Genomic DNA, 23,708 nt, shown 5'->3' on the forward strand with positions numbered 1-23,708 from the left:
TTGTGCTGAATTTTAGAATCATAATTGCCAACAGTTCAGTGAATCACTATTTTAACATCCGTTATTTCAACGTTATCAGCATTTGAAAGATCTGTATGTCAAATTCAACTGAAGCCCATCAGCAGTTCCAAAAGAAAATGGGCGAAAGTATTAGCAGGTTATCCGCTTCTTTTCTGGAACTTTCCAGTGAACTTAAATCCAATAGTATTTCCACAGAACTACAAAAAAAAGTAGACCGTATCTTTAAATTATTTATGGAACATACTCAGAGTATTAATTCTGATGTGAGCGGCTTCATAGAAAAAAATGGGGGGCTTGAAAGAACTATTTCAAATCTTCTTGAAGAGAAACGCAAACTTGAGGTTTTATACTCGTCAGGAATTGTATTCTCATCAGGTATAGAAAAACAAATGCTGATGGAAACAGCTATAGATACTGTTGTAAAAGAACTTAAGGCTGATGCGGGCTTCATAATAATTAAAAACGCACAAGGTGAAGATGATTCAGTATTCGCAAAGAATATGAATCCTGAGGGCTCTGAAGCGATGCAGTTAAGCACGACGGTTATTTCAAATACAATAAAAAGTATTTCCCCTGTCAGGGTAGATAATGCCGCCGCTGATGAAGAACTTTCTTCAAAGAATTCTATAATTCAGTTAGGTATATCGGCAGTGCTGTGCGTACCTCTCGTTAACGGCTCCAATGTTATAGGCGCGGTATATATAGACAGAAGAAATAAGGAAAATCCATTCACTCACTCCGATCTTCTTTTTCTTTTATCGTTCGCAAAACAGATTGTGAAGGGTTTAGAAATCTCAATTGAGATATCTTCACTTGAAAAGAAAATACTGACGGACGCAATCACAAAATTTGAAGACCTTCGTAAAGAGTTTAACTGTGAAAACATCATAGGCAGAAGCAGCCGACTGTTTGAAGTTTTAAAAATCTCAGCAAAAATATCATCAACAGATGCATCGGTAGTATTGCTTGGTGAGAACGGAACCGGAAAAGACGTACTTGCAAGAACTATTCATCAGAACAGCAAGCGCAGTGGCAAACCATTTGTCACAATTGATTGCGGCTCCATACCTTCAGACTTGCTTGAATCAGAGTTATTCGGATATGAAAGCGGCGCATTTACAGGAGCGACAAAATCAAAACCCGGTAAACTTGAACTTGCAGACGGCGGCACTTTATTCTTTGATGAAATTGGTGAAATGAACATTAATCTTCAGGCAAAACTTTTAAGGGTTATACAGACCAGGGAGATTGAAAGGCTTGGTTCCGTAATAACAAAAAAAATTGATGTTAGAATTATCTGCGCAACAAATAAAAACATAGCAGAACTGATTGCAAAAGGACAATTCAGAGAAGACCTTTATTACAGGTTAAAAGTGATTGAACTGACAATGCCGCCTCTCCGTGAAAGGAGAGAGGATATTGAAGAACTTGCAAATCATTTCCTGAAAAAACATTCACAGGATGGAAAAACGTTTAAACTTTCTGAAGATGTTCTTGAGATACTTGAAGAATACAACTGGCCCGGAAACATAAGGGAACTTGAAAACATAATTCTAAGATGTGTTGTACTTGCCAAAGATGAAATGATTGGAACAGAAGATCTGCCGCCGGAAATCATCGGCAGTAATCCACCCGAAAATAAAATTCCGTTAAGCAAAACATTACTTGATGCCGAAACGGAATTCAGAAAAATGTATATCATCAAAACATTAAGAAAGTGTAAATCAAAAGCCGAAGCTGCCGAGATGCTTGGAATAAACCGGACACACTTCTATAAACTGCTTGCTCAACTTGATATTCAGGATTGAACAATCTCACCCGCTATTTACTTTTAATGAAAGAATTTGATATTTTAAGCCAACAAAAAATAGGATAATAGTTTTGGGTGTTGTCGCTCCCGAACGACATTATGTTAAAAGTTTTTGTCACCGATACGCATTACAGTATTTATTCAGCGTCGATTATGCATTTCTCAGGATTAAAGCTGTTTTATTTGAATAATTAAGTTCTGGTACAGGGTTTGTTTATGTTAGCATCAAAAACTATTGATGGAAATGAAAAACCAGATCTTGGTGCTGGATGATGATACAAGAGAATTAAGAAAACTCAGAGAGATTCTGACTAAAGAAGGTTTCAATATTATAACAGCTACAGATAAAGAAACCGCTATAGAATTAAGCCGGCATATTAAATTTGAATTTGTTTTGGGAAAAGCCTCTGCTCTGGGTTTTGAACAGACGAAAAAAATAAACGATCAATAAATGAGAATAGATCTCATTGTATATATCACTAAACAATAATCATTTAGGAGACCTAAACATGAAAAAGATGTTACTCGTTCTTATTACTGTACTTTGCGTTGCTGGATTTACCTCTGCACAAAACAAAATGTACGCTGGTGTTGGATTGAATGTTGCTTTACCAATGGGATCATTTGGTGATGTTGCTGGAACAGGTTTTGGCGGTACAGGTACATTTGAAATGCAATTCACTCCTCAATTATTGGGAACCGGTACTGTTGGTTACATTTCATGGGGTGGAAAAGATTTTGGATTCTTTTCATATAGTTATTCAGCTATTCCGATTTTAGTTGGAGCAAAATATTATTTCATGCCTAACTCAGGTTTTTACGGTCATGGTCAGCTAGGTTTTTACATGTTCTCAATTGATGTCGAAAATAAACAACCTATTGCAGGGTTCAATTTTGACACAGGTGGAAGCAGCACCGAATTCGCTATCTGCTTTGGTGCAGGTTATGAACTTCCTCTCAGCAAAACCGTTATGGGTGATTTGGGTGTTTCATACAATATCATAAGCGAGGCAGGACATATTGGAATAAGAGCTGGAGTTAAATTCGGTTTATAATTTTATATAAGTTATAATGAAGCGGTATCAATTACTGATACCGCTTTTTTATTTTAAATACTTCATACTGTTTTTTATTTACCGAATGCTTTCACTATTTTTTGCGGGAAAATTTTAGAGGGATATATGTACTTTGAACGTTCTGCCGGAATATTACTCCATCCAACTTCTCTTCCCGGTAAATATGGAATCGGAGATCTTGGTAAAGAAGCTTTCCGGTTTATTGATTTTCTGGAATCTGCCGGACAAAAATTATGGCAGGTCTTTCCTCTCGGACCTACCGGATATGGGGATTCACCCTACCAATGTTTTTCAGCATTTGCCGGTAATCCGCTATTAATAAGTCCGGATAAACTAAAAGAGGAAGGACTCCTATCCGATACTGATTTTACAGATTTACCGCATTTTAATTCCACAAATGTTGATTACGGAAGTGTCATTGATTTCAAACACTCACTGTTAAAAAAAGCATTTCAAAATTTTAATAGTTCAGCAAATGATGAGTGGAAAAATTTCTGTGAAGAACAAAAAGACTGGCTTGAAGATTACTCATTCTTTATGGCGGCAAAAGAATATCATAACGGCGAACTGTGGACAAAGTGGGATAAATCACTTGTAGTAAGAGATGTTAATTCACTTAATGAATGGAAAGAAAAATTAACCGAAAAGATTAATTACCAGAAGTTTATTCAGTTCAAATTTTATGAACATTGGAAAAGCATAAAAACTTATGCAAATGAAAAAGGAATAAAGATAGTCGGTGATATGCCCATCTTTATTGCTTACGACAGTGCCGACCTTTGGGCTAACAAAGAACTTTTTTCTGTTGATGATGAAGGAAATCTTTTAACAGTCGCTGGCGTTCCACCGGATTATTTCAGTGCTACAGGTCAGTTATGGGGAAACCCGCTGTATCGCTGGGATAAAATGGAAGAAGATGATTTCCTGTGGTGGAGAAAAAGAATTAAAAGTCTGCTTGAGTTTGTTGACATAATCCGTATTGATCACTTCAGAGGGTTTGAAGCATACTGGGAAATTCCCGGCGATGCACCAACCGCAGAAACAGGTAAATGGATTAAAGCTCCCGGCGAAAAATTATTTTCATCATTAAAAAAACATCTGGGGGAATTGCCTATTCTTGCCGAAGATCTTGGCGTAATTACAAAAGAGGTTGAAGCTCTGCGTGATAAATTTGAATTCCCCGGAATGAAGATTCTCCAATTCGCGTTCGGAACAGGAATGGAAAGAAAATTTTTACCTCATAACATTTTAAAAAACTGTGTTGTATATACAGGTTCACACGATAACGATACTACCCGCGCCTACTTTGAAAAGGAAAGAAATGCGGGCAATGATATTTTTTCACATGCGCAGAAATATCTTGATTACAATGGTCCGGACATCGCACAAAAATTAATTAAAACTGCTTATGCGTCAGTTGCTGATATTGTTATCATACCAATGCAAGATGTTTTAAACCTTGGCGCTGAAGCCAGGATGAATTTTCCCGGTAAGCTTGGCGGCAACTGGACATGGAGATTTGAATGGAAACAAGTTCCCGGATTTTTAGCCGAAGCATACAAGGAACTTGCAGTATTATATGAACGGTTGATTCCACAGAAAACTGATAAACCCGAATGATAAATATTTAGAGTTATGTTCGATTATCTGAAAAACATTTTACTTGGTGAAAACAAATCACCGGATAAAACATCCGGTGAAAATAGCAGTGAGAATCTTAAGCTGCAGATCGCTACATGTGCGCTGTTTATAGAAATGGCTAATGCTGATAGTGATTTTACTGAAGAAGAAAGAAATAAAATTATATCTGTTATGCAGAATATTTTTTCAACGGATAAAGAAGCCGTTGAAGAATTAATCGAGCTTTCTGAGAACAGGATCAAGAAAAGTATCAGCCTGTATGAGTTCACCAGTATTGTGAATGAACATTTTTCGAATGATGAAAAATTTGAACTTTTGAAAAACCTGTGGCGCTTAATTTATATTGATGAAAAACTTGATATGTATGAAGATCAATTAATAAAGCGAATCGGTGGGATGTTAAAGATCGATCATCAGGTTATTATTGGTGCAAAGCTTTTGGTGAAAGAGGAATTAAAATCCGGGAGGGATTAATCCTCTTTCACTTCAATATTAATTTTTAGATAGCTGCTCTTCAATAGAGGAAGTTATCTCATAGCTGGTCGGCTCGGTCTTCTTAAAAAATCTATCAACAATTTTTCCTTCTTTAGAAATTAAAAATTTCTCAAAGTTCCATTTTATATCGGATTTTTCGGTGACGGCATTGTTGGTAAGTCTTTCATACAACGGTGATTTTTCTTCACCTAGTATTCTGATCTTATCAAAGAGTTTAAATGTTATACTATAATTAGTTGAACAGAAATTTTTTATCTCTTCATTTGAACCGGGTTCCTGCTGACCAAAATCGTTGCATGGAAACGCGAGTATTTCAAATCCTTTATCTTTATACTTTCTGTAAATTTCTTCAAGTCCGGCATACTGCGGCGTATACCCGCACTCACTGGCAACATTAACGATCAATAAAACCTTTCCGTTATATGAAGAAAGTTTTATTTCATTGTTGTCCATATCCTTTACGGCTATATCATTTATGTTATCCTTCAATTCATCTCCTGATTTGATTTTGGGTATTGTAAAACTTTTATGCTTCAAAGAATCCGCTATGAAAATAGAAAGTGCTACAAAAACAAGTAATAAAAAGAGCCGTAAAATTGCAGATTTCAATTCATCTCCTGATAATTGTTTCAAATGTTTTATATCTGAACGGAACTATTCTGAAAAAGAGAAAACAATATTAAGACGATCACATCGCCAAAAATTTTCCCTGCATTCATCTGATAATTTTTTGTGGCGGAGAAATATCGCTAAAACGGATAACTTATCAAAGAAGTGTACTTTATCATTTTGTTAAGATTTTCTGTACAGATCATAAATCATACAGGCAGTCAATGGAAATGGCGCCCGGATTTTTCTGAACTCATAAAATTTTTTGCCGAGATACTGTCCCAGAAAAAATGCTGCAACTATAACCGGATATGTGATTAACTCAAAACCAATCCCCGAATAAATTCTGAGAAGAACAACAAATGGAACAGGCAGATGCACTGATAACAGCCATTGCAAGGAAAATTTTTTTACGTGTGCTCTCCAGTATCCAAACGGAAGATTAAGTATAACAACGGACAGACTAATTATTACTAATGCGATATCAACCTCAATTAAGAATTTCTAATTCTTTTAAAATATTTTTTGTTATTTCTATACGAGCTTTTGCAAAATTATCACCTGCCGGTTCACTTTTTTCTATGTTGGTTGCAAAGAAGTAAACGTCGTTGCCGGTTTCAATAAAACCAACGTACCAGCCATAATTAATTTTATCAACATCTGCCCAGCCCGTTTTAGCATATAGTTTATAAGATGAAGTTTCTTCTGCAAGCATTATACTTTTTACAATATCGATTGATCGCTTGGAAAAACTTAATTCATAGTTATAAAATCTCTTTAAGAAATTTATCTGTTCAACCTGCGAGATTCTTAGTTCACCATCCAACCAGAACCTGTCAATTCCGCCTGAAATGTTTTCATTTCCATAATGTTCCTGTTCAATAAATTCTTTCATTCTTTCGTAGCCAATCCTGCGTGCGAGTTCCTGGTAATACCACACTGTTGAATTTTTGAATGCGGTTTTCATTTCCTGATCTTTATTCCAGGATTCAACCCAACGTTTTTCGCCATCCCATTTGAATACCTCATACTCATCTTTGATAACACCAGTTTCAAGTGCTGCAAGAGAATTAAATATTTTAAATGTTGACGCGGGAATAAACTGTTTTTCGCATCTTTTTTTATTGTGATAAAAATATTCTTCCTTATTCATATCATACATGACGAATGAACCGGTTACATTATAATCCGCGAAGAATTTTTCAAATCGTTCAAATTCATTTTTTACTTCTTGAGCAAAAGATGAGATAACGCAAACCAGAATTATTAATAAGACTTTTTTCATTTTTAGAATAGATGGGGATATGAAGTAATTTAGAGATGACATCTTTTTAAAATGATGTCATCTCTTTTTTGAAATTAAAATACTAACTCATCAACGCAGCTATTGCAGCTGTGTTAACTATATCATCAACACTGCAGCCTCGGCTTAAATCGAAGTAAGGCTTCTTCAATCCCTGAACCATTGGACCGACTGCTTCAGCTTTACCAAGCCGTTGTGCAATTTTATAACCAATATTTCCTGCATTAAGATCAGGGAATACGAGTACATTAGCTCTGCCAGCGACACTGCTTCCCGGGGATTTTTTCTTACCGATTGAGTCAACAATTGCCGCATCAAACTGAAGTTCACCATCAATGTTAAGATCAGGACGTTTTGTTTTTGCAATGCTCGTTGCATTAACAACTTTATCAACAAGTTCGTGTGATGCGCTTCCTTTTGTTGAGAAGGATAACATTGCAACATAAGGTTCTTCACCTGTAAGCTTTTTGTGGTTGTCAGCAGTTGTAACCGCAATATCCGCAAGCTGGTTTGCATCCGGATTAGGAACAACGGCACAATCTGCAAAGCTATAATTCCTGTCTGGGAACAACATTAAAAAGAAACTTGAAACGATTGAAATCCCCTCAGGCATTCCGACAACCTGAATCCCTGCTTTCATTACATCAGCAGTTGAAGCAGTTGAACCGCCGACACTTCCGTCAACCATTCCTTCTCTTACCATCATTGCGGCAAAGAAAAGATCACGTTTCATTGTTGTTCGTGCTTCTTCAATAGTAATTCCTTTTTTCTTTCTAAGGTTAAAATACATGTTAGCAAAGTCACTGAACTTTTCTGATTTCTCCTGGTCAATAATCCTGACACCCTTTAAATCAACACCGAGATTTGCTGCATCCTGCCGGATTTTTTCTTCATTGCCTAAAGTTATAACCGAAACAATTTTTTCTTTTGTTAAGATCTGAGCTGCTTTTAAAACTCTTTCATCGTGAGATTCCGGAAGTACAATTGTTTTCTTTCTTCCGGCTGCTTTAGCTTTTATCTCTTTGAGTAGTTCTAATTCCATTTTTTCTCCCTGTAAAAAATTTTGCTTTCAAATTTACTAAAAAATGTCATCAACATCTTTGGAATTAAATACTGCACATCATAAAGATTAACCTGACCTATCAACACAGTGAAGAGCGGGATTAGTTATGTGGAAATAATTAAATTTCAGATACTTGTATTTGGCTTAAATAACATTGATTTTTGCGACTAAAAGCAATAGATTCACGTTCCAAATTTTATATGATAGCTGAAAATTTTAAGCGTATAAAAGCTCGTATTAACGAAAAATGTTCGGAAATCAGCAGAAATCCCGCTGAAATTAAGCTCATCGCAGTTTCAAAAAATTTTGGAGTTAGCGAGATACTGGAGGCAAACCAGGCGGGAAGCCTTGATTTTGGAGAAAACAGGGCTCAGGAGCTTAAAAGCAAATTTGAAGAATTGGGGAATAAGGTTACCTGGCACTTCATAGGAAACCTTCAGCGTAATAAAGTTAAATATGTAGTTGGTTGTGCTGAGTATATTCATTCAATGGATTCATATCTTCTTGCCTCCGAAATTGAAAAACGCGCAGCTAAAAATAATATTGTTCAGAAAGTTTTATTGCAGTTTAAAACTTCTGAGGAGGAATCAAAATCAGGTTTAACTGATTTGAATGAAGCAAAGGAAATACTGGAGTTGTGCGGAAAGTCACCGTATCTGGAACTAAAAGGATTAATGACTATCGCTGCTTTGACAGAAGATAAGAGTCTTATAAAAGAAAGTTTTAGTTATCTTAGAAGATTAAAAGATGAATATAATTCACAAGGTTATAAGCTAAGTGAATTATCGATGGGAATGACAAGCGATTTTGAAATAGCGATTGAAGAAGGCGCGACGATGTTAAGAGTGGGCTCCGCAATTTTCGGTGTGCGTGATTATAATAAACAGTGGAAAGACTCATGAAAATTTCACCGCAAAGTTTAAAGAAACAGGAATTCAATAAATCAATGCGCGGTTATGATAAGGAAGAAGTACATGCATTCCTTAACAAGCTGGCTGATGAAATTGAAGAATTGCAGAATGAACTTGAATCTATCAGAAGTGAATTTGATACTGCCACAATTGAATTAAACAGACTTAAGCAGCTTGAAAATCATCTTAACGACACCATTGAAAATGCACAAGAAGCTGCTTCAAAAAATATTGAGACTTCCAGAAGACAGGCTGCACTGATGGTTAAAGAGGCGGAAATTAAAGCCGCTCAAATACTTGATAATGCAAGACAGACTTCCGATGAAATGCGTACTGCTGTAATAAATCTGCGTGAAGAAAAAGATATGATTGTAGCTAAACTTAAAGCTATGATAAATACCCAGGCAAAGCTTCTTGAGATGAAAGTTGATGAACCTGAAAAAGAATCCGCCGATTCATCAGCATCAACTCAGGCAAATAAAGTAGATATAGATATCGAGAATATTGTAAATAAACTTTTATAAAAATTTAATGAGCAGTTTAAAAGAAAAAATCGATGAGACTCTTTCAGTAATCAGATCTAAGACTAAAGATCAGTTCCCGGTTGGTATAATACTCGGCACAGGTCTGGGAGGATTGGTCAAGGAAATAAAAATAGATCATGAAATTGATTATTCTGAACTTCCTCATTTTCCTCTTTCAACTGTGGAGTCACATCACGGGAAATTAATTCTCGGCTCAATCGGAAATAAAAAAGTAGTCGCAATGCAGGGACGCTTTCATTACTACGAAGGTTACACAATGCAGCAGATTACCTACCCCGTAAGAGTGATGAAATTTCTCGGGGTAACTGATTTGCTTGTTTCAAATGCCTGCGGTGGAATGAATCCGCTTTTCAAACGCGGCGATCTTATGCTTATGGTTGATCACATTAATCTTCTTGGGGATAATCCTCTGATAGGAAAAAATGAAGATGAATTCGGTCCCCGTTTCCCTGATATGAGCGAGCCATACAGTCATCAGCTTATAAATATTGCAGAAGAAGTTGCACTTGATAATAAAATTAAAATTCAAAAAGGTGTTTATGTTGCTGTGCCGGGACCCAATCTGGAAACAAAAGCTGAGTACAGGTTTTTAAGAGCAATCGGCGCAGATGTAGTTGGTATGTCAACCATTCCTGAAAATATTGTAGCAAACCACATGGGGATGAAAGTTCTTGGAATGAGTATCATAACAGATGAATGTTTTCCTGATTCATTAAAACCTGTTAACGTTCAGGAAATAATAGCTGCAGCCATGGCTGCCGAACCTAAAATGACTTTAGTATTGAAGGAAGTAATCAGGAGAATCTAACATGAAAAAGGGAAGATTGTTCAATTACTTTGTTGCACTGTTGCTTGGATTGCTTATGTTTGCATCCAACTTTTTGAACACAAGCCTTTTCAGCTTTGGTGATAACAATTTTGCAGTTTGGTTTGTTATATCAATACTGTGTTTTGCCTGTGGATGGTACATCAATAAAACACTAGGCTGGCAGTTTGGCGGTAAGGTTGTATTTGCAATGATTATTGCAGCAACCTTTATAAGCATTGTTATAATAACTTTTTTCCAGGAGTATTTTCATACAAGTGAATTGATAGCAGAAAACCTGATACTATACAGCTTAAGGAACATCACTCTTGGTTCAATGGCAATTTTCGGAATGGCTATTGTTGAAATTTTATCATTACAAAAAGAGATGATGCTTCTTAAAGAAAAGAATAAAGTGTTTGAGGATCTGACAATCGATGCAAAAAAGGAATCGGAACTGGAAATAAAAGAAGCTAAAGTGAGAGCAGAAAAAATAATGAATGAGGCTGAACTCGACTCAAAGAAAATCTTAATGATGAAAGAAAAAGTTGAACGGGAGCTTAAAGAGTTCATCCAGGCTGAAAAAGAATTAATAAAAAAATACGAAAACCTATAAGCAATATTTTTTGAAAGTAGTTCACATAAATGTTCAAGCAGAATTTAGATAAAGCGGGTTATCCTGAAATTGAAGAAAGAATATTAGAGTTCTGGAAACAAAATAAAATTTTTGAAAAAAGTGTAACGTCAAGAGACGCATCAAAGTCATTTACATTTTATGAAGGTCCGCCAACAGCAAATGGTAAACCCGGTATTCATCACGTTATGGCGCGCGCACTTAAAGATCTTGTTTGCCGTTACAAAACTCTGCAAGGTTACAAAGTTGAAAGAAAAGCCGGCTGGGATACTCACGGACTTCCGGTTGAAATTGAAGTTGAAAAAAAGCTCGGTATAAAACACAAAAGCGAAGTTATCGAATACGGAATTGAAAAATATAACCAGGCTTGCCGCGAATCAGTTTTTACATATTTAGACCTTTGGGAAAAAATGACAACCCGTATGGGTTACTGGGTTGATCTCGATTCCGCTTATATCACACTTACAAATAATTATATTGAATCTGTCTGGTGGGCACTTAAAACTCTTTTTGATAAAGGACTTATTTATAAAGATTATAAAATTGTTCCGCAGGATCCTAAATCAGAAACAGTTCTTTCATCACACGAACTTGCACTTGGTTACCGGGAAACTAAAGACCCGTCAGTTTATGTTCTCTTCAAAATAAAAAATAAAGATGAACACTTTCTTGTATGGACAACAACTCCATGGACATTGATCTCAAATGTTGCACTTGCTGTCGGCGCTGATGTTGACTACGTGAAGATAAAAAACAAAGGAAAAGTTTTAATTCTCGCCAAAGCCCGGTTAAGTGTTATTGATGACGAATATGAAATCATTGAAGAGATGAAGGGTTCATCACTTGAAGGAACAGATTACGAACAACTTCTACCATATTGCAGTGTTGATAAAAAAGCCTTCTATGTAGTAAGCGGAGATTTTGTTTCCACAGAAGATGGTTCCGGTATTGTACACATCGCACCTGCGTTTGGTGCCGATGATTATGAGTTGTCGAAGAAGTTTGGTTTGCCAATGCTTCAGCCTGTTACACGCGGCGGTTTGTTCACGAAAGAAGTAACCGACTTTGAAGGACAATTTGTTAAAGATGCTGATAAGGACATTATCATAAAACTTAAAGAGCAAGGTAAACTTTATAAGAAGGAAACGATTGTTCACTCTTATCCTTTTAGCTGGCGGCATGAAAATGTTCCCGTGATTTACTATGCGAGAGAATCATGGTTTATCCGCACAACTGAAATTGCAAACCGGATGGTTCAGTTAAATAAAACAATTAATTGGCAGCCTCCGGAAGTTGGTTCTGGAAGATTCGGCAACTGGCTGGAAGAAAACAAAGACTGGGCTTTGTCACGTGACAGATTCTGGGCGACACCGTTACCAATATGGTTAAGTGAAGACGGCGATGCATTTGCAGTTGGCAGTATTGAGGAACTTAAAAAAGGTTTCATTGAAGAAAATGGTAAACGAGTACCGGTTAAAGATGTAGCGGACATCGATCTTCATAAACCTTTTGTCGACAAAATATTTTTTGAGCGTGATGGCAAAATTTATAAACGAACACCTGAACTGATTGACGTGTGGTTTGATTCAGGGGCAATGCCATTTGCACAATATCATTATCCTTTTGAAAATAAAGAATGGTTCGAAAAGAATTTCTTCCCGTCAGATTTTATATGTGAAGGAATTGACCAGACAAGAGGATGGTTCTACACACTTCATGCTATCTCAACAATGTTGTTTGACAGTGTTGCTTACAAAAATGTAATTGTTAACGAACTCATTCTTGATAAGAATGGCTTGAAGATGTCCAAATCAAAAGGCAATACAGTTGATCCGTTTATGCTTTTTGATAAGTACGGTGCCGACGCGACACGCTGGTATCTTGTAACAAACAGTCCGCCCTGGCGACCAACTTTATTTGATGAAGAAGGTCTGGTTGAAGTTCAAAGAAAGTTTTTTGGAACATTGTTAAATACTTATTCATTCTTTGTGTTGTACGCAAACATTGATAAGTTCAATGCTTCAGAAGCACATGTTCCTTATGAAGAACGCCCGGAAATTGACAGGTGGGTAATATCAAAACTGAATTCACTTGTTAAAGAATACGAACAGTTGATGGATGATTACGATGTAACAAAAGCGGCAAGAGCAGTTTCAAATTTTACTATTGATCATCTTTCAAACTGGTATGTAAGAAGGTGCCGCAGAAGATTCTGGAAATCTGAAATGAATAAAAATAAATTGTCAGCTTACCAGACTCTTTATGAATGTTTGATAAAAGTTGCAAAACTTACTTCGCCATTCGCACCGTTTATTGCTGAAGAATTATATCAGAATCTTAATTCAGTAACAAAACAAGAACAGTTTGAATCTGTTCACCTTGCAGATTTTCCGGATGCAGAATACCAGGATAAAAACCTTGAACTGAAAATGGAAATCGCACAGCAGGTTGTGTATCTGACACGATCAATGCGTGCAAAAGCAAATCTTAAAATCCGTCAGCCGCTTCTTAAGATTATGGTTGTTGTTGACAGGAATAAAAAAGAAGCTCTTGAAAAAATGAAGGATGTAATTCTTGATGAAGTTAATATCAAAGAATTAATCGTGCTTGATGATGATTCAGGAATTGTAAACAAGAGCGCAAAAGGAAACTTCAAAGCAATCGGACCTAAGTTCGGTAAAAAAGTTAATCCTGTTGCCAACCGTATCAAAGCAATGACAAAGGATGAAATTTCTGCTTTAGAAAAAGAAGGCAGTATAAAGATCAGTCTGGACGGTGAAGAAATAGAAATCCTAAAAACAGATGTTGAAATTATAAGTACTGAAATTGAAGGCTGGGTTGTTGAAAGTGAAGAAGGTGTGACAATTGCTCTTGATACCGAATTAAATGATGAACTGATTGCAGAAGGGTTTGCAAGAGAATTTGTCAACCGCGTACAGAACATGCGGAAAGATTCAGGCTTTGAAGTTACAGACAGGATAAAAATAAATTTTACATCAGATTCAAAATTAAATGATGCAATAAAATTATTTCATGATTATATTTCCAATGAGACACTTGCAGATAATATTTATTCACAATTAAATGAGAACGGGGGAGTTAATCAAAATTGGAAAATCGGGGAGTATGACTGCTCCATTCAAATTGAAAGGGTGTAAATACCTAAAAAAGGAGACCGACTGATGGCTAAAAAAACTTCCACCAAAAAACCGGCAGCTAAAAAAGCATCACCTAAAACTGCTAAAAAGAAAACAGTGCTAAAAAAAGCTGCACCAAAATCTGGCGGTAAAACAATCGTCAAGAAGAGCGCCAAAAAAGCAGCTCCTGCAAAGAAAACAGAAAAGAAAAAGGTTGTAGCAAAAGTGAAAGAGACTAAGAAAAAAATTGTTCCAAAGAAAATTACAGAGAAAAAACCACTGAAAAAGATGACAGAAAAACCGAAGAAGAAAGATGTAGTTCCTGTTGTTGAAGTTATTTCAACAGCGGAATCACGTGCAAAAGCAATTGAAAAGATCAAAGGTTACGGAAAAAAGGATCTTGAGCATTTCAAAGAAATTATTCTTGAAAAGCGGGATGAGATTATCGAACAGCTCCAGAATCTTAAAGATCAGATGCTGGACCCGACGACCGGAGAATATATTAATGAAAATTCTCCATACTCACTTCATATGGCAGAACAGGGAACAGATGCTATGGAAAGGGAAAAAACTTTTCTATATGCACAAAGGGAAAATAAATTCCTTGGTTACCTTGAAGACGCATTAAAAAGAATTGAAGCAGGAACATATGGTATTTGCATTGAATGTATTGAAGAACCTCAGCATCTTTGTGATACCTGTCCGCTGATTCCAAAAGCAAGGCTTGAAGCTGTTCCTCACAGCCAGTTATGTCTGCCAATAAAACAGCGACAGGAAAAAAAATAAATTAAACGATCTGATGAATCCGGAACTACCGGCTTTGAATGTTAAGGTAAAAGATTGAAAGTTTTAATAGTTTCATTATGTATTGTATTAGTTGACCAGGTATCCAAACTTATCGCCCGCGGAATTTCAATACCCTTTCTCGGCATTGACTGGCAGGGATTAAATCACGGGCAGCGAAACACTGTTTGGGGAGATGTATTTAATATTACGCTTGTTGAAAATCCTGGAATTGCTTTCGGGATCAACCCGGGCACTGAATTAAAACTTGTAATATCAATTCTTACACTTGCTGCCTGCATAGGTCTCTTTATTTATCTGTATAAAATCAAAACCGAAAAATTATCATCTCGTTTTGCCATCGCTATGATTCTTGGCGGCGCAGTAGGAAATCTTATTGACAGAACTTTTTACGGATTGATATACGGCTATGCCCCTTTATTCCACGGCAGTGTAGTGGATTTTTTTGATATAAGGATATTTGAACTTTTCCTTTTCAACAGCACCATTGGTACATACATATTTAATATTGCGGATGTTGCCGTCACTATCGGTGTGGTTATACTTTTGTTTTCATTAAGGAAACAGCCTGACAGAAATTCCGTTGTTGACGAATCAGCTATAGTTACAGAAAACCAGGATTGATTTGAAAGTTTTATATTTATCATTCTTTGTCGTATTGATTGACCAGGTTTCAAAACTTCTTGTAAAAGGATTTTCGATTCCTTTTCTTAATATCAATTACCCGGGGATGTACCATGGTCAGCGAGTTCCGGTGCTGGATGATTTTTTCAGGCTGACATTTATTGAAAATCCGGGAATGGCATTCGGATTTGATCCCGGACTCGACCTGAAATTTTATGTTTCTCTCTTCTCGCTTATCGCAAGTATTGGATTGATCATTTACATCTACGTTGTTCGTAAACAAAAACTTAGTTTAAGAATTGCACTTGCGTTTATACTCGGCGGCGCTGTCGGTAATTTAATCGACAGAGTTTTTTACGGAGTGTTTTATAATTATGCCGGATTGTTTTATGGAAGAGTTGTCGATTTCCTTGACTTCGATTTTTTTGATGTGAACTTTCTCGGTCGTAGTTATGAACGATGGCCCATTTTTAATATTGCCGATGCTGCGGTTACTATCGGTGTGCTTATACTTATCATATTCTACAAACATCATAATAAAACGGTTGAAGAATCTGAACCAGCCGTTGAAAGTGCGACTGGTGAAATAATAAATGAATCAACTACATCATCTCAGTTAGTCGAAGAAATAGTTGATTCAAAAAATGATCTGACAGAAAAAAACGATTCAGCAAATGACCAACCTGATAAAGGAAAAGAAATTCCGCTTTGAACTGCCGGATGGTAAACGTCCGCAACGGATAGATCTTTTTCTTACCAACACAATTGAAAATGCAACACGCTCAAAAGTACAGAAACTGATCGAAGCAGGTTATGTTCAAGTTAACGGCAAAATTGTAAAAGCCAGTCATCTTGTACAGGCGAATGATATAATCGAAGCAGTACAACCAATCTCACCGCGACCCGAATTCAACGAGCCTGAAGCAATACCGCTCGACATAGTTTATGAAGATGAATACCTTATCATCGTAAACAAACCGCCGGGAATGGTAGCGCATCCCGGTTATGCAAACTATACCGGCACACTTGTAAACGCGCTTCTTCATCATACAAAAAAATTAAGTTCGGCTAATGAATCAGACAGACCGGGTATTGTTCACCGGATTGATAAAGATACAAGCGGACTTCTTGTTGTTGCTAAAGATGATTGGACGCACGCAAAACTCGGAGAACAATTTTCTCGGCACGAAATTGAAAGAGAATACTGGGCAATTGTATGGGGTATATTTAATAAAAAAGCCGGAATGATCGATACACTCATCACAAGAAGTAAAAAGGACAGAAAAAAATTTACAGTAAGTGAAGACGAAGGCAAGCAGGCTATCACATACTATGAAGTAAAACAGGAATATGATTTTACATCACTAATTAAACTTAACCTGAAAACTGGAAGAACACACCAGATACGTGTTCATCTTTCATCAATGCATCACCCTGTATTTGGTGATCCTGCGTACGGCGGAAGAGAATTGGTTTATGGTTCATCACTTCCTAAAATAAAAAGCCGTGTGCAGAATCTTTTAGAGTTAATGAAACGTCAGGCACTTCACGCAAAGACACTGGGATTTATTCACCCACACACAAATAAATTTGTTCTCTTCAACTCTGAACTACCGGAGGATATGAAGGAGTTGATGAAACTGCTTTAATAATGTATAATGTACAATGTATAATTTACAGTCCGTCTGAGCATGGTGTCACCACATTTATCTCACTGAATGGCTCTGATTCATTTGTCACATTAAGCACTGTCGAAGGGTGTACATTCTACGACACAATAAAATTAAACTTTCCATTTGAGATTCGCTGTACATTGATTTAAGTTGCTATTGTGTTTGTGCGCCCCAATTACCAAATCATAAATCCCGGGGCAGTGCTTTGTGGCAAGATGTGCAGGTGTTGCTTGTATGTGGAAAGCGGATCGGGAAAATAATGTTAAGGAGAAGTGAAAAGTTGGTAAGTTTTGTTATATAACCTACTTACTATCGATGTGTGAAATTGATTAGTGGAAGTTGAATTATAATTAGGCAATCATCATATGAAATATTTTTTAGGATTAATTATGGCTTTTAATCTATTTAACTTCTCAAACGGTCAATCGAAAGAAATTAATTTCTGGAATTGGTTCATCAAAAACGAATCAAGAATTTTCAGCTTTGAGTCAAATCAAGAAAAAATATTCAACGAACTTAGCAGAGAACTGAAAAAAATTAACAAAAGTTTGACTTTTGAATTTGGACCTGTAGAAAAAAAAATGCGCGAATTTGTAATAAGTGCTGATGGAGATAAGCAAGCATTCCCATCTGTACTTGCATTAAAAGAAAAACAACCAGAAAATCTTAATAATTTTTATGTTACATATTTTAGACCCAGACAAACTGAGCCAATGGCCAGAATAACTTATGACAACTTAACATTATCAATTGAGGATGTATCTTATAAGCTAGAGCAAAGTGATGATAAAATTGATGTAACATTTTTCATCAAAGGTTTTACTGAAAACAGAAAAAGAGATTTTTTCGGACCAATTTTTATAATGCTCGATCATACACTAGGCGAGTTTGATATTGAAATGAAAATTGGCGCGATAGAATTAAAACAAGATGAAGGAAATAATAGTTATAAGAATTTCAAATTCTTACAAAAAGATTTTGATGAATTAATAAAGAGAACCAGTATTCCTAATTAATTACCTAACCGCTTTAATAATTAAAGAATCACAAGCTAAAAGAAAATATATAAATAGGATCATTACAGTCGTTATAGCTTTTGAAATACTATGAATACTTCAATTAAAATAAAAACTTCTCTTGTAGATGGCAGTGGAATAGATGATGAAATATCTGTTCAAGAATTAATATATAGACTACTTGGAGATGATGTTAAACCACCATTGACTAATTGCAGAATAGAATTTAATGATGGATCACAAGAAGTTTCAATTGGACTATCCAAAAACAGTGACAATTTTTCAATATCAGTTGGTGAAAATGTTTTAGAAGAGTTTACTATTCAATCCACATCTAAGTATACAGCGGAATGCAATGAAATCCCGATAAGAAAAACAAAAAATACTCGTTTAGTTTTTAAACCGCTTCTTATTGATAATCTTAAGAATAAAAATGCTGTTATAAAAGGAAGTTTCTTTTTTCAAAAAAAAGGAATCAAAGATGATTGGATAGATTTAAAGGATCTTAGTCTATCTAATTTGAAGTCTGGGGAATATGTAAAACTAGAACTTAAGTCAGATGAATTACTAAATTTTGTTAAAGAAATTGTATCGTTATATAAGTTCCATATAAAAGAAGGCATTCAATTTGGCGAAACCAAATACATTAAAGCTCACGGTAGTTTAAATGAATTAAGTCAGATAAATGAAGGCGAGTTAAAAACTTTTTTTGAGTTAAATAAAAAGGCTGGTGTAAACGTATTTTCAAAATTGATTAATTATGCGATTACTATTGATGACAGTAACCAGCTTGTAGAACGGCTTGAGAAATTAGAAGTCGATAGTTTACAGAAACTTAATAGTATAGTTGGATTAAGCAACCTAAAAAAAATTTATGAATCTTGGCTAAATCAATCGGATAATGCTGATGAAGATTATTGGCAAAAACATTTTGCGGAAAATTCATTTTTATTATCGCAGATTTTCGCATTTCCAATAATAATTTTAAAAGGTAAAGCTTATGTTGGGGGGAAATCTTTTGATAACAAAGGCGCAAATCTGTTAGATTTTTTGTGTCAAAATTCTCTTACAAAAAATACAGTTTTAATAGAAATTAAAACTCCTATGACAAAACTACTAGGTTCAAAATATCGTGATAATATTTACAATGTTTCTTCTGATGTTTCAGGAGCAATAATTCAAGTATCAAATTATAAATATAGTCTAAGCAAAGATTTCTATAGCCTAAGAAGTGAAAAGCTACAAGATATGGAAACATTTAATCCACAAAGTCTTGTGATAGTCGGTAATATAGAACGTGAGTTAATAGAAAATGACCAGAAAAAATCTTTTGAATTATTTAGAAATGAATTAAAGAATGTACAAATAATCAGCTATGATGAATTATTTTCTAAAGTAAAGATATTAATTGATTTATTAGAAGGAAATGATATAGAGCATTTATAATTTCATTAGTCCCTCAAAGCTAAACTATTAGACAAAAACACCACTCCTATCCCATAACATCTCTCCCGCATACTTCATATATTTGAACAACAAAACTCAGCAATTATAAGGTTATAAAATGATTTCAGTTTACAATACACTGACAAAGAAAAAAGAAGAATTCATTCCAATAGATCCATCATTGGTAAGAATGTATGTGTGCGGACCAACTGTTTATGATTACTTTCACGTGGGTAACGCGCGTTCATTCATTATGAGCGATATCATCAGAAGATTTTTGGAATACAGCGGCTATAATGTAAAGTTCGTTATGAATCTTACGGATGTTGATGATAAAATTATTAAGAAGTCCATTGAAGAGAAAAAGGAATCAAGGTTAGTCGCTGAAAAATACGCGGATGCTTTTATGGAGGACATTCACAGACTAAAAATAAAACCTGCAGATGTTTATCCAAAAGCAACACTGCACATGGACGAGATTATCAATCTCATCAAGAACCTTGTTGATAAAGGTTTTGCTTACAACATAAACGGAAATGTTTTTTATGATGTGAACAAGTTTAAAGGTTACGGTAAACTAAGCGGAAAAAATATTGATGATCTTGAATCCGGTGCCCGTATTGAAATAAACGAAGAGAAAAAAAATCCATTAGACTTTTCATTGTGGAAAAAAGCAAAAGAAGGCGAGCCTTTCTGGGAAAGTCCCTGGGGCAACGGAAGACCCGGCTGGCATATTGAATGTTCAGCAATGAGCTGCAAACATCTCGGTGAAACTTTTGATATACACGCAGGCGGGAATGACCTGATATTTCCGCATCACGAAAATGAAATTGCGCAGAGCGAAGCATCAACCGGTAAGAAGTTTGTTAATTACTGGATTCATTTCGGATTTCTTAACATCAATGATGAAAAGATGTCGAAGTCACTCGGCAATTTTTTTACTGCGAGAGATATACTTAAAAAATATTCCGCAGAATCATTGAGAATGTTCTTTGCACAGGCTCATTACGGCGGTCCGCTTAACTTCAGTGAGGAGCTTCTTGCATCTGCTCAAAAGGGATTGGAGAAACTGAACACACTTGCTGAACGTATTGAAGAAAAAATAAAAAACGGAAGTGATTCAAAAGATAAAACCCAGTTTGATTTTAATAAGTATGAATCAGCTTTTAAATCAGCGATGGAAGATGATTTTAATTCGCCGCAGGCTGTTGCGGCAATTTTTGATTTTGTAAAAGAAGTGAATAAAGTTTTAGCAGAAACTGAAAATCACTCATCTGGGTTTTACAATTCAGTAAAAGATTTTCTTGCAAGAACAGCTTCGGGAGTTTTGGGCATATTAAGTTTTGATAAACAAACAGAATCGGGTGATGCTGCATTAGAGAATAGTCTTATTGAATTGCTGATAAATCTGAGGAACGATGCAAAGCTTTCGAAGAATTATGCGCTGTCTGATAAGATAAGAGATGAGTTGAAAAATCTTGGAGTCATCTTACAGGATTCTAAGGAAAAGACGAGTTATAAAAAGGGGAAATGATGATATTTGTGCTACAATCATTTTGCTTATAACTAAACAAATGAGCTGGTGCAAGTCATCCTATTTGTCAACCTGCCCGCCTCAGGCGGGTCGGTTCAGGTTCTTCTTCTTAACTAAAATGAATAATTGATACCGAAAAAGTCAAATGCTGAAACAAGCCCGCCTGCCGGTCGGGCAGGTTCAGCATGACGATGTTTAGAGTGCTATTATTAAGTATTCTGCATAGAGGTATCAAAATGGAATACTAAACTAACCTCAAGGTTAATGAACAAAAACACAACTAAAACAATTGAATTATCGAAGCAGTCAGTACCTTATAAAGTTATTCGTAATAACCGTAGTAAAAACATTCGATTGTATGTCAATGTGTTGGGCGAGCTTGAGGTACGGATTCCTAAACGGGTAAAGGAAGATTCCATCAGTGAAATACTAATGCAGCATAGTAAATGGATACTCAAACATTTATCAAACCGTCAACAAAAGAAAGAGTTTTATTACCTGGGAAGAAAACTAAACGTTGTTCAATCATTTGATATGTTCGGTACAATCAATCATTTCAAACTAAAAGATAATGTGTTGAATATTATTTCTCCCTGTGAAAATTCTTTAACGACAAATGATCTTTTCGAAATGTGGTTGAAACAGGAAGCAATGGAATACATTCCGGCACGAACTGCAAAGTTAGCAGAGCAATACGGGTTCGTACATATACGTATCACAATCAGAAGTCAGAAAAGCCGCTGGGGAAGCTGCTCGGCTAATGGTTCGTTATCATTTAACTCAAGACTGATGAAGTTTGATAAAGATGTTATAGATTATGTGATAGTCCATGAGCTTTGTCATTTGAAAGAAATGAATCATTCAAAAAAATTCTGGAAGCTGGTTGGAGAAATAATACCGGAGTACAAATATTTTGTTAAGAGATTAAGGAGTATGATATTCAGCGAGGATATGCCTAAACAAAAGTTTAATAGTAACTGAGCCGACTATAAGTTTTTTGTCATTCCGAACTTGTTTCGGAATCTAATGTTATATCAACACACAAAAGACCCTGAAACAAGTTCAGGGTGACAAAGTAATTTAACCAGTACTATTCAAACAAGTTTCCTCTACATAAAATCATATTGGGATCAAGAATTTTTTTTATAGTAATCATCTTTTGGACAGCTTCATCACCGTACATAAGTTTTAAATAATCACGTTTTATTTTTCCAACTCCGTGTTCTGCGCTGACGGTTCCTTTCAATTCAATGGCTCTCAGACAAATTTTATGATACAAATCTTTGCTTAATGCAAACTGTTCTTCAGTCTCCGGTAAAAAATTAAAATGCATGTGTGAATTACCAAAGTGTCCATAAACAACATAATTAATGTTTTTTTCTTCGGTGATCTTTTTTGAATAATGATAAAGATCGTTGAATGATTCATCCGGCACAGCAACGTCTGTCCCCAATTTGCGGAAATTATTTCTTGTTAAAAACTCATTTACATTCGCTGAGATTGAATGTCGGAATCTTTGAATTTTTTCTGCTTCAGATTCAGAGAAAGCAAACCATACATTTTCAGTATTCCCGTTATGTTTTTTGATAAGGTCTGTCCATTCATCAAGTACAGTTTCTTCAGAAATAATATTTGTTTCCTGTTCGAACCAGACTGCAGCGCCGGCTAAATCGGGAATATTCGGATAATCATTAAACAAAAATTTCAGAGAGTTGTTGTCAAAAAATTCCAATGCAAGAGCATCCATTGATGAAGCGGAAATTCCCGAAATATTCATGCGCGATAAAATTCTTGCTTCATTAATAAATGAAAGAGCATCATTTTCATTCATAAAAAAACTTACACATGAAATTATTTTTTCAGGATAAGGAAGAAGTTTTAGTTTTGCTTTTGTCACAATACCAAGCGTTCCTTCAGAACCAATGAACAGATCAATCGTATCCATATTTTTCCGGCAGTAATACCCTGCAGCATTTTTTGTCAGTGATAATCCTGTTTCCGGAATTTCAAATGAATAAGCTGACCCTTGTTCTGAATTTAAAACAATGTTATAAGCGTTGGCGAAACTTTCTCCCCGTTTTAGATGAATCACTTCACCATTTGTTAGAACAATTTCTAACTCCAAAATGTAATCGCGTGTTGAAGCGTATCTAAAAGTTTTCTCACCTGAAGCATTTGTACATATAGTTCCGCCGATAAAACAATTTTTCTCTGTCGGGTCAGGTGGATAAAGAAGTTTTTTCTGTTTCAATTGTGACAACAAATGTGAAAGTAGTACACCCGGTTCAACGACTGCATATTTTTCGTCAACATTTATCTCGTGAATTTTATTTAATCTTTCAGTCGAAATAACAATTCCGCCCTGTGGGACACGCGCGCCTGTGAGCCCTGTACCATTACCGGAAATAGTAACAGAAGTATTTAGCTCGTTTGCTTTTATAAGGATATCTCTTACTTCGTCTACATTTTCAGGAATAAAAACCGATTCACAGAATCCTTTAAAGTTGGAAGCATCACTAAGGTAGTTTTGAATTTCATCCTGTGTTGTTTTAATTATCATC

The 23,708-nt window shown here is 35.6% G+C and carries 23 protein-coding genes; 18 read left to right on the forward strand and 5 right to left on the reverse strand.

The window, feature by feature from the left end; all coding sequences use genetic code 11:
• Window positions 1-95: 95 nt before the first annotated feature.
• The 5 genes from IPM56_00650 (at window position 96) to IPM56_00670 (ending at window position 5,022) form a co-directional block, all read left to right on the forward strand.
• On the forward strand, window positions 96-1,829 hold the full coding sequence (locus IPM56_00650) for a sigma-54-dependent Fis family transcriptional regulator (GenBank protein QQS36494.1): 1,734 nt from the start codon (window positions 96-98) through the stop codon (window positions 1,827-1,829).
• A gap of 246 nt (window positions 1,830-2,075) precedes the next feature.
• Entirely contained in the window at window positions 2,076-2,282 is a 207-nt protein-coding gene (locus tag IPM56_00655) for a response regulator (protein QQS36495.1), read from the forward strand.
• 58 nt (window positions 2,283-2,340) lie between these two features.
• Entirely contained in the window at window positions 2,341-2,886 is a 546-nt protein-coding gene (locus tag IPM56_00660) for a hypothetical protein (GenBank protein QQS36496.1), read from the forward strand.
• Window positions 2,887-3,012: 126 nt separating this feature from the next.
• Window positions 3,013-4,527, forward strand: coding sequence for a 4-alpha-glucanotransferase (gene malQ, locus IPM56_00665; GenBank protein QQS36497.1), 1,515 nt, complete (start codon window positions 3,013-3,015; stop codon window positions 4,525-4,527).
• Window positions 4,528-4,542: 15 nt separating this feature from the next.
• Window positions 4,543-5,022, forward strand: a complete 480-nt coding sequence (locus IPM56_00670) for a TerB family tellurite resistance protein (GenBank protein QQS36498.1) — start codon at window positions 4,543-4,545, stop codon at window positions 5,020-5,022.
• A gap of 18 nt (window positions 5,023-5,040) precedes the next feature.
• Here IPM56_00670 and IPM56_00675 read toward each other — a convergent pair whose 3' ends face one another.
• From IPM56_00675 to pta, 4 genes are all read right to left on the reverse strand, one after another.
• A complete protein-coding gene (locus IPM56_00675) occupies window positions 5,041-5,532 on the reverse strand; it encodes a glutathione peroxidase (GenBank protein ID QQS38194.1) in 492 nt (163 codons plus the stop codon).
• A gap of 303 nt (window positions 5,533-5,835) precedes the next feature.
• A complete protein-coding gene (locus tag IPM56_00680) occupies window positions 5,836-6,051 on the reverse strand; it encodes a hypothetical protein (protein ID QQS36499.1) in 216 nt (71 codons plus the stop codon).
• Window positions 6,052-6,142: 91 nt separating this feature from the next.
• Complete coding sequence (blaOXA, locus tag IPM56_00685; protein QQS36500.1) at window positions 6,143-6,937, reverse strand: class D beta-lactamase; 795 nt, start codon at window positions 6,935-6,937, stop codon at window positions 6,143-6,145.
• An 82-nt stretch (window positions 6,938-7,019) separates the two neighbouring features.
• Window positions 7,020-7,997 carry a phosphate acetyltransferase gene (pta, locus tag IPM56_00690; GenBank protein ID QQS36501.1) on the reverse strand — a complete coding sequence of 326 codons (978 nt, stop codon included), beginning with the start codon at window positions 7,995-7,997 and terminating at the stop codon, window positions 7,020-7,022.
• A gap of 221 nt (window positions 7,998-8,218) precedes the next feature.
• On the opposite strand from pta, the gene IPM56_00695 reads away from it, so the two are divergent.
• The 13 genes from IPM56_00695 (at window position 8,219) to IPM56_00755 (ending at window position 22,128) form a co-directional block, all read left to right on the forward strand.
• The gene (locus IPM56_00695; GenBank protein ID QQS36502.1) at window positions 8,219-8,920 is read left to right on the forward strand and encodes a YggS family pyridoxal phosphate-dependent enzyme; all 702 of its coding nucleotides are present in this window, start codon (window positions 8,219-8,221) and stop codon (window positions 8,918-8,920) included.
• Complete coding sequence (locus IPM56_00700; protein QQS36503.1) at window positions 8,917-9,453, forward strand: DivIVA domain-containing protein; 537 nt, start codon at window positions 8,917-8,919, stop codon at window positions 9,451-9,453. Before IPM56_00695 ends, IPM56_00700 begins: the two co-directional genes overlap by 4 nt.
• 7 nt (window positions 9,454-9,460) lie before the next feature.
• A complete protein-coding gene (locus IPM56_00705; GenBank protein QQS36504.1) occupies window positions 9,461-10,282 on the forward strand; it encodes a purine-nucleoside phosphorylase in 822 nt (273 codons plus the stop codon).
• Window position 10,283: 1 nt separating this feature from the next.
• Window positions 10,284-10,895 carry a hypothetical protein gene (locus tag IPM56_00710; GenBank protein ID QQS36505.1) on the forward strand — a complete coding sequence of 204 codons (612 nt, stop codon included), beginning with the start codon at window positions 10,284-10,286 and terminating at the stop codon, window positions 10,893-10,895.
• 29 nt (window positions 10,896-10,924) lie between these two features.
• Window positions 10,925-14,071 carry an isoleucine--tRNA ligase gene (locus IPM56_00715; protein QQS36506.1) on the forward strand — a complete coding sequence of 1,049 codons (3,147 nt, stop codon included), beginning with the start codon at window positions 10,925-10,927 and terminating at the stop codon, window positions 14,069-14,071.
• 24 nt (window positions 14,072-14,095) lie between these two features.
• A complete protein-coding gene (locus tag IPM56_00720) occupies window positions 14,096-14,836 on the forward strand; it encodes a conjugal transfer protein TraR (protein QQS36507.1) in 741 nt (246 codons plus the stop codon).
• Window positions 14,837-14,890: 54 nt separating this feature from the next.
• A complete protein-coding gene (lspA, locus tag IPM56_00725) occupies window positions 14,891-15,478 on the forward strand; it encodes a signal peptidase II (GenBank protein ID QQS36508.1) in 588 nt (195 codons plus the stop codon).
• Window position 15,479: 1 nt separating this feature from the next.
• Complete coding sequence (locus IPM56_00730) at window positions 15,480-16,190, forward strand: signal peptidase II (GenBank protein QQS36509.1); 711 nt, start codon at window positions 15,480-15,482, stop codon at window positions 16,188-16,190.
• Window positions 16,153-17,127: an RluA family pseudouridine synthase gene (locus IPM56_00735; protein ID QQS36510.1), complete on the forward strand. Its 975-nt coding sequence runs from the start codon at window positions 16,153-16,155 to the stop codon at window positions 17,125-17,127. The genes IPM56_00730 and IPM56_00735 overlap by 38 nt, the downstream gene beginning before the upstream one ends.
• A gap of 413 nt (window positions 17,128-17,540) precedes the next feature.
• Entirely contained in the window at window positions 17,541-18,167 is a 627-nt protein-coding gene (locus tag IPM56_00740) for a hypothetical protein (GenBank protein ID QQS36511.1), read from the forward strand.
• A 90-nt stretch (window positions 18,168-18,257) separates the two neighbouring features.
• Window positions 18,258-19,613 carry a DUF4263 domain-containing protein gene (locus tag IPM56_00745; protein ID QQS36512.1) on the forward strand — a complete coding sequence of 452 codons (1,356 nt, stop codon included), beginning with the start codon at window positions 18,258-18,260 and terminating at the stop codon, window positions 19,611-19,613.
• A 121-nt stretch (window positions 19,614-19,734) separates the two neighbouring features.
• Window positions 19,735-21,147: a cysteine--tRNA ligase gene (locus IPM56_00750; protein QQS38195.1), complete on the forward strand. Its 1,413-nt coding sequence runs from the start codon at window positions 19,735-19,737 to the stop codon at window positions 21,145-21,147.
• 264 nt (window positions 21,148-21,411) lie between these two features.
• Entirely contained in the window at window positions 21,412-22,128 is a 717-nt protein-coding gene (locus IPM56_00755) for a M48 family metallopeptidase (protein ID QQS36513.1), read from the forward strand.
• A gap of 109 nt (window positions 22,129-22,237) precedes the next feature.
• Here the strand turns inward: IPM56_00755 and IPM56_00760 are convergent, their stop codons facing one another.
• Window positions 22,238-23,707 (reverse strand): FAD-binding oxidoreductase, encoded by a 1,470-nt coding sequence (locus IPM56_00760; protein ID QQS36514.1) that lies wholly within the window; start codon window positions 23,705-23,707, stop codon window positions 22,238-22,240.
• Window position 23,708 lies beyond the last annotated feature (1 nt).

Source organism: Ignavibacteriales bacterium (assembly GCA_016700155.1).
Classification (GTDB): Bacteria; Bacteroidota; Ignavibacteria; order Ignavibacteriales; family Ignavibacteriaceae.